Origin of the sequence: Parabacteroides sp. PFB2-10 (genome assembly GCF_029893085.1) — a bacterium.
Classification (GTDB): Bacteria; Bacteroidota; Bacteroidia; order Bacteroidales; family Tannerellaceae; genus QVMG01.
Map to the genome: position 1 here is coordinate 196807 of NZ_JARXWI010000001.1, position 14227 is coordinate 211033.

The window sequence follows — 14227 nt, forward strand, 5'->3', positions numbered from 1 at the left end:
CGTTTCACTTTTCATGCGTATGTTCATCATGATTCTTTAAGACGCGATGAGGCAGATGCCCATGACCAATCAACTCGATCGGGCAGGCATACACATCGCCCAGCCACTCTTCACTCAGGTCGGAACCGGGATGATAGTGCAGGCTCTCGTTGACACAGGCGATGTTTTTCACCATCGGCAGGATGGTTCCCATATCGTGGGAGACCAAAATAATGGCACTCTCCCGGTTGATCTCCTGCAATAGTTCGTAGAAACGTGACTCAAAGCGTTTGTCGACATAGGAATTGGGTTCGTCGAGGATAAGCAGTTGCGGGCGGGAGACCATGGCGCGTCCGAGCAGTACACGCTGCAACTGTCCGCCGGAGAGTTCGCCTATCGGGCGTGTTTCCAATTCTTCCAGACCCATTTGCTTGATTACCTCTTGGATCCTCTTTTCCTGCGTTTGTGAAAAGCGGCGAAACAACGGTTTTTCCGACGACAGGCCGGAGGAGATAACCTCCCATACAGAGATGGGAAACTTTTTATCGATCTTGTTTATCTGAGGGAGATACCCGATTTTAAGCGAGGCTGTCTCCTTTTCTCGATCGAAGAACCTCTTCTCGCCCGCCGTAGGGGTGAGTAGGCCGAGAATCACTTTCAACAGCGTGGTCTTGCCGCCACCATTAGGACCTATGATACCCAGGAAATCATTCTCCCACACATCGAGGGAGACATCGCGGAGCACGACCTTCTCTCCGTATCCGGCGGTGATATGCCGCAGTTCAATCAGTTTATTCATGGGCAAGGGCTTCAGCAATATGAATCATTTCTTTACTCCAGTCGTAAGCCAACGGGTTGATGCGCACCAGGCGGCAACGGGTCTCTCGGGCAATAAGCTCCGCGTTTTTCTGATCAAACTCTTCCTGAATGAATACCACCTGCACATTATGATTGACCGCCGTATCCACCAGCTCTTTCAACTGGACAGGCGAAGGCTCTTTACCATCCATCTCGATACAGAGCTGTTTCAGGTGGAATTCTTCCGCAAAATAGCTCAATGCCGGATGATAGATAATAAACGTACGGCTCAACAGTGGCTTTACTATTCCGGCAATGGTCGTTTCAGTAACGTCTATTTCCGCCATCAGGTTGTTGTAATTTGTTTGATAATATTCGCTGTTTTCCGCATCTAATGCGACAAACGCCTCCAACATATTGCGGGCGATAAGCCGGGCACCCTCCATGCTGCTCCAGATATGTGGATCTGTCGCCCCATGATGGTGATGGGCATCTTCATGTCCCCCCTCCTCTGAGGCGTGATCATGTCCGTGTTCCTCCCCTTCCAGGAAACCCATTCCCTGGGAAAGATCGAAAAAAGTGACTTGTGGATTGTTTTGTTTGATGCGGTCGATCCAGGCCTGTTCAAACCCAATCGGGCCAATCTGGAAGTAGGCGAGGCTTTCCCCGATGCGCACCATCTGCTGGGCGGTAGGATCGTAGGTCTCCGGGCTTTGTCCTGTCGGCACTACGGTATGGATCACAAACCGATCGCCCGCTATTTTCTCTGCGAAATAGCGCTGCGGTTCGATAGAGACGGATATGATTTGTTCTTCCTGAGTAACAGGCTTTTGCTTGCAGCCAACAAGCATTAACACACAAAGAAGGAAGTGTATCGGTTTCATACATTCAGTTTTGTGCAAATTTACATAAAATTCGCCGGATATCAGCTGATGCTCTTCCCAAAAGGCGCCAGCGCCAATGCTGCCAATTTGAAGTGTTGCCGGCCAAAAGGAATACCGATAATCGTAATACAAAGCAAAATACCGAACAACAGATGGGTCAGACAGATCCAGATCCCTCCCAGAAAGATCCAGATCACATTCATCAACAGGTTGAGGCAGCCGCCATTATTACCCGAATCGGTGACCTTGCAACCGAAAGGCCACAAGGCTACACGCGCCATCTTGATGGTTTGCAGTCCGAACGGAATGCCGATAATCGTGACCATCATCAAGAAGCTGGAAATAATATATTCGATCGCTGTGATGATGCCGCCGCATAAAAGCCAAAGCAGGTTCCCTACTGTTTTCATATTGCTTCGTTGTTTAGGTGGTTTTCGTTTTCTTCTCCTATAGAAGAAGACGGGATAGTGTTGGATTGTGTGACACGAAAGCTATCTATTTCTGCCAGAAGCTGTGCTTTTACCACCTGAAAGCTATCCATCAGTTCCGGTCTCACCGGATAAGAAGGAGGCGACTCCATGGTCTCCGGATTGATGGGCTGTCCGTTTTTATGTACCCGGAAATCGAGGTGTGGCCCGGTAGAAAGGCCGGTGGAACCGACATAACCGATCACCTCGCCTTGCTTCACCCGCTTGCCGACCGCCAATCCTTTGGCAAAACCGCGCAGGTGCATATAGGTGGTTGTGTAGACCGCATTGTGTTTGATCTTCACATAATTGCCACCGCCACCTGCCTGGAAGGCTTTGGTCACTACCGTTCCGTCGCCGATGCTTTTGACCTCCGTTCCAGCCGGTGCCGCATAGTCCACCCCATGATGTGCCCGGTATTTTTTCAGTACCGGGTGGAAACGGGCATTGGAAAAGCGCGAAGAGATGCGCGAGTATTGAAGCGGTGCTTTCAGGAATGCCTTGCGCAGGCTGTTCCCTTCGACGTCGAAGAACTCCGAAAGGCTATCTTGCACAAACGGAATAGCGACAAACTCTTTCCCCTGATGCGTGAAGATAGCCCCTTCGATCGATGCAATATTGAGCGAAGTCGTATCGTCGATAAACGCCTCCTGATAGATCACCTGGAAAGAGTCGCCCTCTTTCACACCGAAGAAGTCGATCTGCCAGGCATACACATCGGAGAGATCGAGCGCCAACAGGGGGCTGACCCCTTTGTCGCTGATCACATTCCACAGGGAAGAGGTGATCGTCCCCTCTACATATTTCCTTTGCAACGTAATCGGTTTATCGAAGGTATAGGCACAGAGGCTATCGCCCGTGAAATCGATAATGGCATAGTTGATCAGGGATTTGGCGAAAGCAATATGGCTCACCGCCTGAAGCGTATCCTGCGTCTTGAAAACCGTGTAATGCATACCCGCCCGCAATTTGGTCGGATCGAGTACCTCCGCGCAGGCGCGGCATATCCGGTCGGATTCGTTTGGACTAAATCCCAACCGCTTGAATATGGCCGCCAGGTTATCGCCCGGACGTATCAATTCCTCTTCCGTATCTAAGGAATCAATGCAAATACCATATTGGTAGATATGCGAGAGGGTATCGACTGCTTCTTCGTCCGGCAAGACCTCTTGCTGAACAGATTTTTTACAGGAAAAGGAGAACACCAGTAGTAGAACTATCCCAAGAATGTATGTACGATTCATCTATTTTATTTTCTGCGCAAAAGTACAAAGATAGTAGGCAAGGGGGAATAGATCTGTTAATATTCGCTAAAACAACCCTTAGTTCTAAACAAATCAAGCTCGAAATGCGTCTTACAGTAAACTGATTAATTTTGAAAGAGTATAGAAAAATGAAAAAAGTAATGTTTTTTATGTTGAGCATCGCCTTTACATTAGGCGTGATGTCTTCCTGTTCTGAAGTGAAAGTAGACGCCAAGAAGCTGGAAGGGAAGTGGAATATTATTGAAGTGGATGGACAGGAAGCGAAAGCGGAAAAGCAACCCTTCATAGAGTTTAAAATGGCAGACGGACGTATTCACGGGAATGCTGGTTGTAACACCTTCAACTCGGCGATCACAATGGATGCCAAGAACCATTCTGCCTTTACGGTGAAAATGCCTATTTCAACCATGATGGCTTGTCCGGATATGCAAACCGAGCAACTGATCATGCGTACGTTAGACAAACTGGCCGGCGTGAAAGCCAATAAGGACAAAACGAAATATGACCTTGTAGACAAAGACGGCAAAGTAGTTATGGTGATTCAGAAGCCATAAGTAGATTATTATAGAATAGTTCAAATAGAAAAAGGTCTTAAGGAACTCAATCCTTAAGACCTTTTCGTTTTATTCTCAGCGGAAATCCCCCCTATCGTAGTTAGCTATTGTGTGAATAATTGCGTACTTTTGCAGCTATTGAAAAATCAATTAAAAAACTAATAGTTAAGTGATATGGCAACACCTCCTTTTAAGTATCAGGAACCGTTCCCTATGGGGAAAGACACGACCGAGTACTATCTGTTGACAGATGAACATGTTTCGGTAAGTGAGTTTGAAGGAAAAGAAATGTTGAAAGTAGAAGCAGAAGGGCTGACAAAACTGACGAAGGCCTGCTTCCATGATGTGGCGTTTTATCTCCGCCCGGATCACCAGCAACAGGTGGCTAACATCCTGTCTGATCCCGAGGCAAGCGATAACGATAAGTTTGTGGCGCTTACCTTCCTTCAGAACGCGGAAGTATCGGCCAAAGGGCAGCTTCCTTTCTGCCAGGACACGGGAACGGCTATTATCGTAGCCAAGAAAGGACAACAGGTATGGACCGGCTATAACGACGCCGAAGCGATGTCGAAAGGGGTATATGAAACCTATACCGAAGACAACCTGCGCTATTCCCAGAATGTGCCTTTAAATATGTACGACGAAAAGAATACCGGAACCAACCTGCCGGCACAGATCGATATGTATGCCACAGAGGGGATGGAATATAAATTCCTTTGCGTAGCCAAAGGGGGTGGATCGGCCAACAAGACCTATCTGTTCCAGGAAACAAAAGCGCTGTTGAATCCCGATACCTTGGTTCCTTTCTTAGTGGAAAAGATGAAGACACTGGGGACGGCAGCCTGCCCTCCGTATCATATCGCGTTTGTGATCGGTGGCACATCGGCCGAAACCAACCTGAAAACGGTGAAGCTGGCCTCTGCACATTACTACGACAGCCTTCCGACCAAAGGCAACGAAGGAGGCCAGGCTTTCCGCGATATCGAGCTGGAAAAGAAGGTATTGGAAGAGGCACAGTGCATGGGTCTGGGCGCTCAGTTTGGCGGTAAATATTTTGCACACGATATCCGCATTATCCGTTTGCCACGCCATGGCGCTTCCTGCCCGGTGGGTATGGGTGTTTCCTGCTCGGCCGACCGCAACATCAAAGCGAAGATCAACAAAGAAGGAATCTGGATTGAGAAGCTGGAAACCAATCCCGGCCGCCTGATTCCGGAAGAATACCGCAAAGCAGGCGAAGGCCATGTCGTGAAGATCGACCTCAACCAGCCGATGGCGGATATCCTGAAAGAACTGGATAAATATCCGGTATCTACCCGCCTATCGTTGAGCGGAACCATTATCGTTGGACGCGACATAGCGCATGCTAAACTGAAAGAACGCTTAGACCGTGGAGAAGGTTTGCCACAATACATCAAAGACCATCCGATCTATTACGCCGGCCCGGCGAAGACACCGAAAGGCATGCCTTCCGGCTCGTTTGGTCCGACAACGGCGGGACGTATGGACTCGTACGTGGATCTGTTCCAGGCAAACGGCGGCAGCATGATTATGATTGCCAAAGGAAACCGCAGCCAGCAGGTGACCGATGCCTGCCATAAACACGGCGGATTCTACCTGGGAAGTGTCGGAGGCCCGGCCGCTATCCTGGCACAAGACAGTATCAAAAAGGTGGAATGTCTGGAATACCCCGAATTGGGCATGGAAGCCATCTGGAAGATCGAAGTAGAAAATTTCCCGGCATTTATCCTGGTCGACAACAAAGGAAATGATTTCTTCAAGCAATTGAAACCTCGTTGTCCGATGAGTAAATAATTTTTTTTGAGGTGGTCCTCAGTCGCAAAGCGGCTGAGGACTACTTTTATTCGGCATACATCTCTTCAATCCGGTCGGCATATTTCTCAAGGATCACCGGACGGCGTAGCTTCAGCGTATCTGTCAACTCGCGACCAGCTGAGGTGAATGGTTCCGAGAGCAAGATAAACCGCTTGATCTTCTCATAGGAGGCCATATCTTTTTGATGCTCTTCCAGGCGGGATCCATAGAGACGTAAGATCTGCGGATCCTTTATCAACTCCTCTTTTGTGGAATAAGCAATGCCTTTCTGCTTCGCATAGGCTTCCAGGTTATCAAAATCGGGCACGATAAGGGCACCGACAAATTTGCGTTGATCGCCAATAACAGCTACTTGTGCGATGAATTTATCGGCACTTACCGCATTTTCGATGGCTTGCGGAGCAATGTATTTTCCGTTGGATGTTTTATAGAGGTCTTTTATTCTCTCTTTGAAGAACAATACTTTTCCCTCCAAACGACCGGCATCACCAGTGCGCAGGTAGCCATCTTCCGTGAAGGATTTTTTGTTTTCCTCGGGTTTCTTGTAGTAACCGCTGGTAATGGTTCTGCCTCGTACCAATATCTCATCGTTGGTCGGATCGATCTTGACCTCCACATCCGGCATGACCTCTCCAATGGAACCGATCACAAAGCCCTGCATCGGGCAGAAGGAAACGGTTGCAGTAGTTTCGCTTAATCCGTATCCGTAGACAATAGGTATATTCACGGATTGTAGGAACACATTGATCGTATCGGAAAGGGGCGCACCGGCGGTGGGGAACAAACGTCCGTTGACCACGCCTAATACGCGCTTCAACACCCGGAAAATAGTCCGGTCGTAGAACTTAAACTTACAAGACAATCCGAAGGGAGGTTTCTTGCCAACATTCCTATACTCCAGGTTGTAGGAATGTCCTGTCTTCACCGCGTCCATCGCCATCCGGCGCAAAAGGCTGGGGAAGCCGTCGATTTTCTCATGCACACCGATGTAAACCTTCTCCCAGAAACGTGGCACATTGCACATCATGGAAGGTTGGATCTCTACCAATGTCTGTTGAATCATCTTGGGATCACGATTGATCGCTACGGTTACCCCTTTATGCAGGCAGAGATAGGTCCAGGCTTTCTCGAATATATGTGTCAGCGGGAGGAAACACATGGAGGTCTCTTTATCGGAAACAATCGGCAAGCGGATATCATGAATACGCATCGCTTCCAGGAAATTGTAATGATGAAGCATCACCCCTTTCGACTCTCCGGTAGTTCCGGACGTATAAATGATCGTAGCCAGGTCCTCGGTTGAAGCCTCTTGTATGCGTACCTTTACGGTTGATTCAGCCAAAGCGTTGTCGCCCAGTTTGATAAAGTCATCAAAATAAATGGACGTTTTATCCTCCGGATTCAGTTTTACATTCGGATCAAATACGATGATACGTTTCAATACATCCGATTCTTTCTGAACAATGTAGGCGTTATTATATTGCAACTGTTCGCCAACAAACAACGTATGAACGGAAGCATCCCGGATGATATAGTCTATCTGCGCAGGCGAACTCGTTGCATACATCGGAACCGAAACAGCCCGGTTGGCGTATGCCGCAAAGTCAGCATAAAGATACTGGGGCATATTCTGGGAATAGATCCCTAACGTGTGTTGTTCTTCTATTCCAAAGGCGGCCATTGCTTTCGCCGCTTGCATGATCTTGTCTGAAAACTCCTGCCAAGATACTTTAAGCCACTTCCCGGTCGCATCGTCGCGGTATTTCAAAGCTGTCTTATGACCATACTTTTCTGCCTGGCGATGAATGAGTTCGGCATAATGATAATAAACCATATACATCTGTTTTTGTGTACTTGCAAAGGTAGGGTATTCTTTGTTTACACCTTCTTTTTCATCTTGTTTTTTACACATTATCTCGTTTTTTGTGCAGTTTCGCTCTGCTTTTCGGTTAATAATAGTTAAATAATAGTAGCTTGTATTGCAATGTACCTTGTCTTTGCATATATTTGCACTATAAAAGGAGAAAAAATGAACGCAGAAAACGTGAAATCACAGATGAGAAAAGGGATACTCGAGTATTGTATCCTTCTTCTGCTGAAGAAAGAGCCGGCGTATACGTCGGATATTATTCAGAAACTGCAAGAGGCGAAACTGATCGTTGTCGAAGGTACCCTATACCCTCTCTTAACCCGATTGAAGAATAGCGGTTTGTTAGGATACCAATGGGTCGAATCCAATCAGGGTCCTCCCCGGAAATATTATCAACTGACGGAGCAAGGCGAGGCCTTTCTCGGTGAATTGGAAAATGCCTGGCAGGAGTTAAATAGTACAATTAACCACATCAGAAACAATTAAAAGAACGAAAATGAAGAAGACACTTACAGTTAATTTAGGTGGAACCGTATTCCATATTGATGAGGATGCTTACCAGCTATTAGAAAAATACCTGTCAAACTTGCGGATACATTTCCAGAAGGAAGAGGGCGCAGACGAAATTATGAACGATTTCGAACAACGCATTTCCGAGCTTCTCAACGACCGGATACGCCTGGGCTACGAAGTGATCACCCTGGAGCATGTGGAAGATGTGATTAAGCGGATGGGTAAGCCGGAAGAGATTTTCGGCGACGACTATACCGAAGAGCGGAAAGAGGAGTTCAAAGCCAAGGCAGCGCCTCAGGTGGCAGCCAAGAAACGTCTTTTCCGCAACCCGGACGACCGCATCATCGGCGGGGTAGCCGGTGGTCTCTCGGCCTACCTCGGATGGGATCCGACGGCCGTGCGTATTGCCTTGCTTTTATTGATGTTTTTCTATTATGTAACCATTCCCGTTTATCTTATCATGTGGCTGGTTATCCCGGTAGCCCGTACGGCTACGGAGAAGCTGCAGATGCGCGGAGAAAGCGTTACACTGGAGAACATCGGGAAAACCGTTACCGACGGATTTGAAAATGTCTCCAATAATGTGAACGACTATATCCAATCGGGCAAACCCCGTACGGCCTTGCAGAAAATTGCTGACGCATTTGTTATCGTCGCCGGTTTCCTGATCAAATTGCTTGGTATTATCATCGCGATCGCCCTGATCCCGCCTGTAGCCTTTATGTTGATTATCCTGGTCATTGTATTGTTTGCCATCGTTATCGGATTGATTGGCGGAGGCATTGGCCTATTGGGCGGAGGTGTCGGTTTATTGGGTGGAGGATTAGGCTTACTCTACAGTCTCTTCCCCTTTGCCGACTGGAGCTCTGTCAGTGCTTATCCGGAAGTAACATTAATCATTGCAACGATTGCCATGATTCTGGCCATAGGTATTCCGCTCTTTGCTCTGGCTCATCTGCTCTGTGCAAAGATATTCAAATGGAAGCCGATGTCTACGGCAACCAAATGGATCTTATTAATTCTTTGGTTTATTTCCACGGCAACCACCATTGTCATGGGGATCAATTTTGGCTGGCCAATTATTAATAATCAAGGTTGGCATTGGAATTCGTATTATCCGACCCAACATATACGCTTCTGGTAGCAGACTTTTTTTATTACTTATATATGGTTTATGTATTGTGTGTTTAAAAAAGAAGGCCGCTCTGTCTCAGAGGGGCCTTTCTTCTAAGGTTAACAAATTTATGAGTAAAAACCACTAATGAATCTTATAAAATAAATTTTTATAGTCTACAAATATACGGATTGTTTTTTTTACAGTAAACACTTTTTCCAATTATTTGTAGTTTTCCTGTATTTTAGCTGCCAATTCAGCCATTTTCTCATGGTCTGCCGCCAGCTTTTCTCTTCCAAAATAGACATCCGACTCCTTATTAATCGGTACAAGATGAATATGTGCATGCGGCACTTCCAGGCCAATAACGGAAAGGGCAATCCGCTTGCATACAATTGTCGTCTGCAAAGCAGCAGCCACCCGTTTAGCAAAAACCATCATGCATCCCAACTGATCATCGTCGATATCGAAAATATAATCGATCTCCGCCTTGGGGATAACTAAGGTATGTCCTTCTGCCAATGGATTAATATCCAGAAAAGCGAAGAATTCTTCATTCTCCGCCACCTTATGGCAGGGTATCTCTCCCGCTACGATCCGGCTGAATATAGTTGCCATAGGAATATCGATCAGATAGAAATATCCATTACTTCAAAACTCATCATGCCCGATGGTACTTTGATATCAACCGTATCACCAACCTTTCTTCCCAGCAATCCCTGAGCAATAGGGGTACTGATGGCAATCTTTCCCTCCTTCAGGTTGGCTTCGGAATCAGCCACCAGGGTATAGGTCATCACCATATTGTTCTTGGTGTTCTTGATCTTCACCTTATTCAATATTTGTATCTCTTCAGTTTGAAGCCTTGTTTCGTCGATCAGGCGCGCATTGGCAAGCAATCCTTTCAGTTGAGCCAGCTTGGCTTCCATGATTCCTTGTGCTTCCTTGGCCGCATCATACTCTGCATTTTCAGACAGATCTCCCTTGTCTCTTGCTTCCGCAATCTGAGCCGAAATCTCCGGACGCCTTACAGCTTCGAGATAATTAATCTCTTCCAACAATTTGTTGTAACCATCCTCTGTCATATAACTAACAGCCATATCAATTCCTCCTTTTATAGATTAAAATAATTGTTTATGAATACGCAAATAAAAAAAGAATCCCGGCCATTTTGTAGCCGGAACTCCTTGTATCTCACTATGTATTTAATGCAAATGTACTATTTCTTTTTAACCGGGGCAAACCTTTACAGGTGCTTTATAACATATTCTCCCGGTCGTCTCGCTGCTCTTATTTAAGCAGGGATTTCACGTCACTTTCGAGCTGCGTGATATCTTCCACCCGTTTGCTTAGGTTACCCTCCCGGTCGATCAGGAAAAGCGCCGGCAACTGTCGCACAGCATAGAGCGCAGCAATCTGCGAATAGACCGATTGCGGGTCGTGTACACACACCCACGGCAGATTGATCGCCGCGTTTTGCCACAAATGCTTATCGGAATCCAGCGACACCTGGTAGATCAACAGGTTTTTATCTTCGTATTTGGTATATATTTCGCCTAACTCCATATTCAGCGCCGGAGACCATTCGGTCTGGTAAGCGGTGAAATTTACCAGGGTGACTTTTTTGTCACACACTTCAGAAAGCCTGATAATCTTACCGTTTACATCCGGTAAAGCAATATCCAGAAAACTGACCACCTGCACGTTCGCATCGTCCAGGTTGATCTCGCGTTGCGCCCTTGTCACTTTCAACGATTGCAAAGCCAGGTTATGCAGGTGTACCGAGCGCTCGGTCTTCGGATAATAATGATCATAGCTGGTCGCTACCGCTGCAAAAGCTCTGGAATCGTCCCGGTCATATATATCGAAAAAGAGCATACCGTCGATCTGCTGGAAAAGAGCAAAATAAGCTGCGGTCGACATCGGAGCAGCATAAATATACTCCCGAGCCACCTCTTTGTAGTTTTTGCCTATTTCCTGCATTTTTTTCGTATAGGTTTCATCATCCACCTGTTTGTTTTCATATTCTTTACGCAAACGGTTCAAGGCCTGGTTGGCATCCAGCTGAGCCAGTGTAATGCTTTTGATCGCCTGGCTGTTGGCGGAGCCTTCCACCGAATAGGAAACAGCAAATGTGCTTGCATCGGCAATAAACGAAACGGTTTCCGTTGAATCGATCGCAAAGTTGATCAACTTATCGTTTAACCTCAACCGATAAAAGTCCGGAGCCTCCGGACGTGCTTCTTTGAACTTGAATTTCCCGTTTGTCTTTAGCCGGACAGAATCGAGAAGCTCAACAGACGCTACACGCACATTCTCCAGATACATCGTTTGTCCATCCGCCCCGGAAACAGTTCCCGTTACTGTAAATTCAGAATTCCCCGAACAAGATGTAAACAGTATCCCGAGAAACATTCCGCAAAACAAAACCAGTGGCAAAGCTCTTCTCTTCATGCTCTTTTTATATTTTTTGTTGCAAATATACATGATTTAAGTTATATACAGAACAACGATCTTCAAAGTTTGTGAAATTTGAATCCCCTCACCTTCTCCCCTTCATTTTTCGGATAGATCGTGCGATGTACCGGTATTTTTTCTACATTTGTTTTTTACTTCAAAAAAGAGATGAAAAGAATCACCTATTTATTGTGCGCGTTGTTTTTGTTCCGCTTTGTTGCAATAGGGCAGATCAGTTACGGGGGTAAACCATTGCCGCTTACTTTTACCCGGAGCGCGGCGCCTCTCTTGTTTGAAGAGATGCCCGCTTTTGATGTGGCGGAAGAACTGCGCATCGATTCGCTCAACGAGGAGAATGGGCAGAGAAATTTCCGGTTTGCATACAAATTCATGACGGATTTCTCACCGCATAATGCCGGGAGCTCTTTTACGCTGGCCGACGGAACACGTGTGTGGCGTTTGGGCATTCGTTCTGCCGGAGCCTATTCCATCAATCTGCTTTTCTCCGAGTTCGAGATACCGCCGGGCGCCCGCCTTTTTCTTTACAACAAAAATCAGACGCATATCCTGGGGGCTTTTACGCATCAAAACAATTCCGATCTGCGTATTTTGCCGGTTTCACCGGTCGATGGCGACGAAATTATTGTGGAATACCAGGAGCCTGCCGATGCGCCCTTCAACGGCATACTACGCGTCGGGGAGGTCAATCATGCCTATCGCTCGTTGCGCGACAAAGAACCCACGACCGACCTAAACTACAATAGCTGCATGCCGCCTTTGGCCTGCCTGCCCGATGATCCGGTCTTGACGGACGAACTGGGGCGAAGCGTCGTATTATTGATTATCGATGGACAACGTTATTGCACAGGGGTGATGATAAACAACACGGAAAATGATGGCAAACCCTATCTGTTGACGGCCTCCCATTGTATTAATAATAATTTTAAAATTACGGATCCCGAGGCGTTTCATGTACAGGCCGGTACAATCGTTACTTTTTTCAATTACAATAGTCCGCTTTGCCAAACGATTGTGCGTGCGGCAGAGGAGCAGTCGATGGCCTCCACCCGACTGGTGGCGATGAACGAGGATACCGATATGGCTTTGTTGCAATTAGTAGAGACCCCACCGGCCTATTATCAGCCCTATTACGCGGGGTGGAATATAGCCGAACAGCCGGAAGGGCCTTACTTTAATATTCACCATCCACAGGCTTCGTTGAAAAGATATAACTGGTTTGATGACGAACTAACACTGCGATCGTACGAAGGCAATTTCTTTGTCCCCGACGCCCATTGGTTTGTGAGTAGATGGACTGTTGGAAGCACGGCGGGTGGTTCTTCGGGCTCCCCGTTATTCGATGGTGAAGGGGCTATTATCGGTGCCTTGACGGGAGGAAGTTCGACTTGCGCAAAGCCTGAGAGCGATTATTTTTATGCCTTTCATACATCCTGGGAGTCAGATGAGGAGGCCTTTCTGCAACTGAAACATTGGCTTAACCCCTCGGGGAAAGAAGTCTCAAAATGGGACGGATTGAACCCATATAACGAATCGGAGGTTTGCATCCGCCTGAGTAATGTGAAAAATAGCGGGTTTATGGAGGAGCTGGAAATGGCTACAACGCCCGATTCGAATGGAAAAGAACCGTTATTCGGCAACAACTCGTATAACGCCTCTGTCTATGTGGAAGCCTACGATGATCCGGGGGCATCCTTCGTGCATGGTGTTTATCTATTGACGCCTTCCGTAGGGGCTGGTTATGAAGAGCTTGAAGTGGAGATTCATCTGTATGGCGGAACGGACAAACCCGGGGAACTTTTGCATAAGGAGACTTTTCGGCCCACCTATCAGGATTGGGACAGAGCAAGTGATGCCTTTACCGAAAGAGAAAAAAACCTGAACCGGGCGCAGGAAACCTTTGTCCGGTTCGCGGAACCGATCAAGGTGACAGATCGCTTCTATATCGGTTATTGCATTAAGTCAGCTCCTGAAAAGGTCTATTTCACTGCCTATAATCTGCCGGCGAAGGAGAATCACAAGAATACGGCCTGGCTTTTCTATGACAACGTCTGGATAGAAGCTACGGCACATCCGAACAAAGCGATGGCCACCTCCCTGTTTGTCGATCCGGTGATTCAAAAGAGAGAAGGAAGTGGCAACCAGACCACCGAGCCCAATGATCAGGTATTGGTTTCATTGAGTGCCGACCGCCGCCAATTATATTTGTTTTTGCCGGACGGGATCAACCAGGGGGAACTCTGCATTATGGACATACAGGGACGTATTTTGCAGACTTATTCTTTGCGCAATCAACATGAATCCATCCCCTTAAATTCTTATTCTCCGGGCATTCATCTACTGAAAATAACATTCAATAACAGTTGGACGGTAAAGAAGGTGTTATTTTAATCAAAATAGAAAGATTTTATACCTTATTTGCTATTCATAACAAAAAAAAAGTTTAGTTTTGCATGTTGCTGATATTGTGCA

At 46.9% G+C, this 14227-nt stretch carries 13 protein-coding genes; 5 read left to right on the forward strand and 8 right to left on the reverse strand.

Annotation, left to right across the window (positions count from 1 at the left end; all coding sequences use genetic code 11):
* Nucleotides 1-4: 4 nt before the first annotated feature.
* From M2137_RS00920 to M2137_RS00935, 4 genes are read right to left on the reverse strand one after another with little or no spacing between them, the layout of a single operon-like run.
* Nucleotides 5-778, reverse strand: coding sequence for an ABC transporter ATP-binding protein (locus M2137_RS00920; protein ID WP_280764579.1), 774 nt, complete (start codon nt 776-778; stop codon nt 5-7).
* Nucleotides 771-1661, reverse strand: a complete 891-nt coding sequence (locus tag M2137_RS00925) for a zinc ABC transporter substrate-binding protein (protein WP_280764580.1) — start codon at nt 1659-1661, stop codon at nt 771-773. The genes M2137_RS00920 and M2137_RS00925 overlap by 8 nt, the downstream gene beginning before the upstream one ends.
* A gap of 41 nt (nt 1662-1702) precedes the next feature.
* Nucleotides 1703-2071 (reverse strand): YccF domain-containing protein, encoded by a 369-nt coding sequence (locus M2137_RS00930; RefSeq protein WP_280764581.1) that lies wholly within the window; start codon nt 2069-2071, stop codon nt 1703-1705.
* Nucleotides 2068-3372: a peptidoglycan DD-metalloendopeptidase family protein gene (locus tag M2137_RS00935; RefSeq protein ID WP_280764582.1), complete on the reverse strand. Its 1305-nt coding sequence runs from the start codon at nt 3370-3372 to the stop codon at nt 2068-2070. The genes M2137_RS00930 and M2137_RS00935 overlap by 4 nt, the downstream gene beginning before the upstream one ends.
* A gap of 149 nt (nt 3373-3521) precedes the next feature.
* On the opposite strand from M2137_RS00935, the gene M2137_RS00940 reads away from it, so the two are divergent.
* The gene (locus M2137_RS00940; RefSeq protein ID WP_280764583.1) at nt 3522-3947 is read left to right on the forward strand and encodes an META domain-containing protein; all 426 of its coding nucleotides are present in this window, start codon (nt 3522-3524) and stop codon (nt 3945-3947) included.
* Between the two features lie 174 nt (nt 3948-4121).
* Nucleotides 4122-5762 carry a fumarate hydratase gene (locus M2137_RS00945; protein ID WP_280764584.1) on the forward strand — a complete coding sequence of 547 codons (1641 nt, stop codon included), beginning with the start codon at nt 4122-4124 and terminating at the stop codon, nt 5760-5762.
* A 46-nt stretch (nt 5763-5808) separates the two neighbouring features.
* Here the strand turns inward: M2137_RS00945 and M2137_RS00950 are convergent, their stop codons facing one another.
* Entirely contained in the window at nt 5809-7617 is a 1809-nt protein-coding gene (locus M2137_RS00950) for a long-chain fatty acid--CoA ligase (RefSeq protein WP_280764759.1), read from the reverse strand.
* Nucleotides 7618-7812: 195 nt separating this feature from the next.
* On the opposite strand from M2137_RS00950, the gene M2137_RS00955 reads away from it, so the two are divergent.
* Together M2137_RS00955 and M2137_RS00960 are read left to right on the forward strand one after the other, a co-directional pair.
* Nucleotides 7813-8139, forward strand: a complete 327-nt coding sequence (locus tag M2137_RS00955; protein ID WP_280764585.1) for a PadR family transcriptional regulator — start codon at nt 7813-7815, stop codon at nt 8137-8139.
* A 10-nt stretch (nt 8140-8149) separates the two neighbouring features.
* Complete coding sequence (locus tag M2137_RS00960) at nt 8150-9310, forward strand: PspC domain-containing protein (RefSeq protein ID WP_280764586.1); 1161 nt, start codon at nt 8150-8152, stop codon at nt 9308-9310.
* 192 nt (nt 9311-9502) lie between these two features.
* Here the strand turns inward: M2137_RS00960 and M2137_RS00965 are convergent, their stop codons facing one another.
* The 3 genes from M2137_RS00965 to M2137_RS00975 form a co-directional block, all read right to left on the reverse strand.
* Nucleotides 9503-9898 carry an HIT family protein gene (locus M2137_RS00965; RefSeq protein ID WP_280764587.1) on the reverse strand — a complete coding sequence of 132 codons (396 nt, stop codon included), beginning with the start codon at nt 9896-9898 and terminating at the stop codon, nt 9503-9505.
* Between the two features lie 11 nt (nt 9899-9909).
* On the reverse strand, nt 9910-10380 hold the full coding sequence (gene greA, locus M2137_RS00970; protein WP_280764588.1) for a transcription elongation factor GreA: 471 nt from the start codon (nt 10378-10380) through the stop codon (nt 9910-9912).
* Nucleotides 10381-10570: 190 nt separating this feature from the next.
* Entirely contained in the window at nt 10571-11734 is a 1164-nt protein-coding gene (locus tag M2137_RS00975) for a DUF4369 domain-containing protein (RefSeq protein WP_280764589.1), read from the reverse strand.
* Nucleotides 11735-11905: 171 nt separating this feature from the next.
* Here M2137_RS00975 and M2137_RS00980 point away from each other — a divergent pair, with 171 nt between their 5' ends.
* The gene (locus M2137_RS00980) at nt 11906-14146 is read left to right on the forward strand and encodes a T9SS type A sorting domain-containing protein (protein ID WP_280764590.1); all 2241 of its coding nucleotides are present in this window, start codon (nt 11906-11908) and stop codon (nt 14144-14146) included.
* Nucleotides 14147-14227 lie beyond the last annotated feature (81 nt).

Bases quoted from the DNA above. Each gene is read 5' to 3' on its own strand.
- M2137_RS00935 (WP_280764582.1), bottom strand. From the start codon at position 3,372: ATGAATCGTACATACATTCTTGGGATAGTTCTACTACTGGTGTTCTCC.
- M2137_RS00930 (WP_280764581.1), bottom strand. From the start codon at position 2,071: ATGAAAACAGTAGGGAACCTGCTTTGGCTTTTATGCGGCGGCATCATC.
- M2137_RS00950 (WP_280764759.1), bottom strand. From the start codon at position 7,617: ATGGTTTATTATCATTATGCCGAACTCATTCATCGCCAGGCAGAAAAG.
- M2137_RS00980 (WP_280764590.1), top strand. From the start codon at position 11,906: ATGAAAAGAATCACCTATTTATTGTGCGCGTTGTTTTTGTTCCGCTTT.
- greA (WP_280764588.1), bottom strand. From the start codon at position 10,380: ATGGCTGTTAGTTATATGACAGAGGATGGTTACAACAAATTGTTGGAA.
- M2137_RS00975 (WP_280764589.1), bottom strand. From the start codon at position 11,734: ATGAAGAGAAGAGCTTTGCCACTGGTTTTGTTTTGCGGAATGTTTCTC.
- M2137_RS00965 (WP_280764587.1), bottom strand. From the start codon at position 9,898: ATGGCAACTATATTCAGCCGGATCGTAGCGGGAGAGATACCCTGCCAT.
- M2137_RS00955 (WP_280764585.1), top strand. From the start codon at position 7,813: ATGAACGCAGAAAACGTGAAATCACAGATGAGAAAAGGGATACTCGAG.
- M2137_RS00945 (WP_280764584.1), top strand. From the start codon at position 4,122: ATGGCAACACCTCCTTTTAAGTATCAGGAACCGTTCCCTATGGGGAAA.
- M2137_RS00940 (WP_280764583.1), top strand. From the start codon at position 3,522: ATGAAAAAAGTAATGTTTTTTATGTTGAGCATCGCCTTTACATTAGGC.
- M2137_RS00920 (WP_280764579.1), bottom strand. From the start codon at position 778: ATGAATAAACTGATTGAACTGCGGCATATCACCGCCGGATACGGAGAG.
- M2137_RS00960 (WP_280764586.1), top strand. From the start codon at position 8,150: ATGAAGAAGACACTTACAGTTAATTTAGGTGGAACCGTATTCCATATT.
- M2137_RS00925 (WP_280764580.1), bottom strand. From the start codon at position 1,661: ATGAAACCGATACACTTCCTTCTTTGTGTGTTAATGCTTGTTGGCTGC.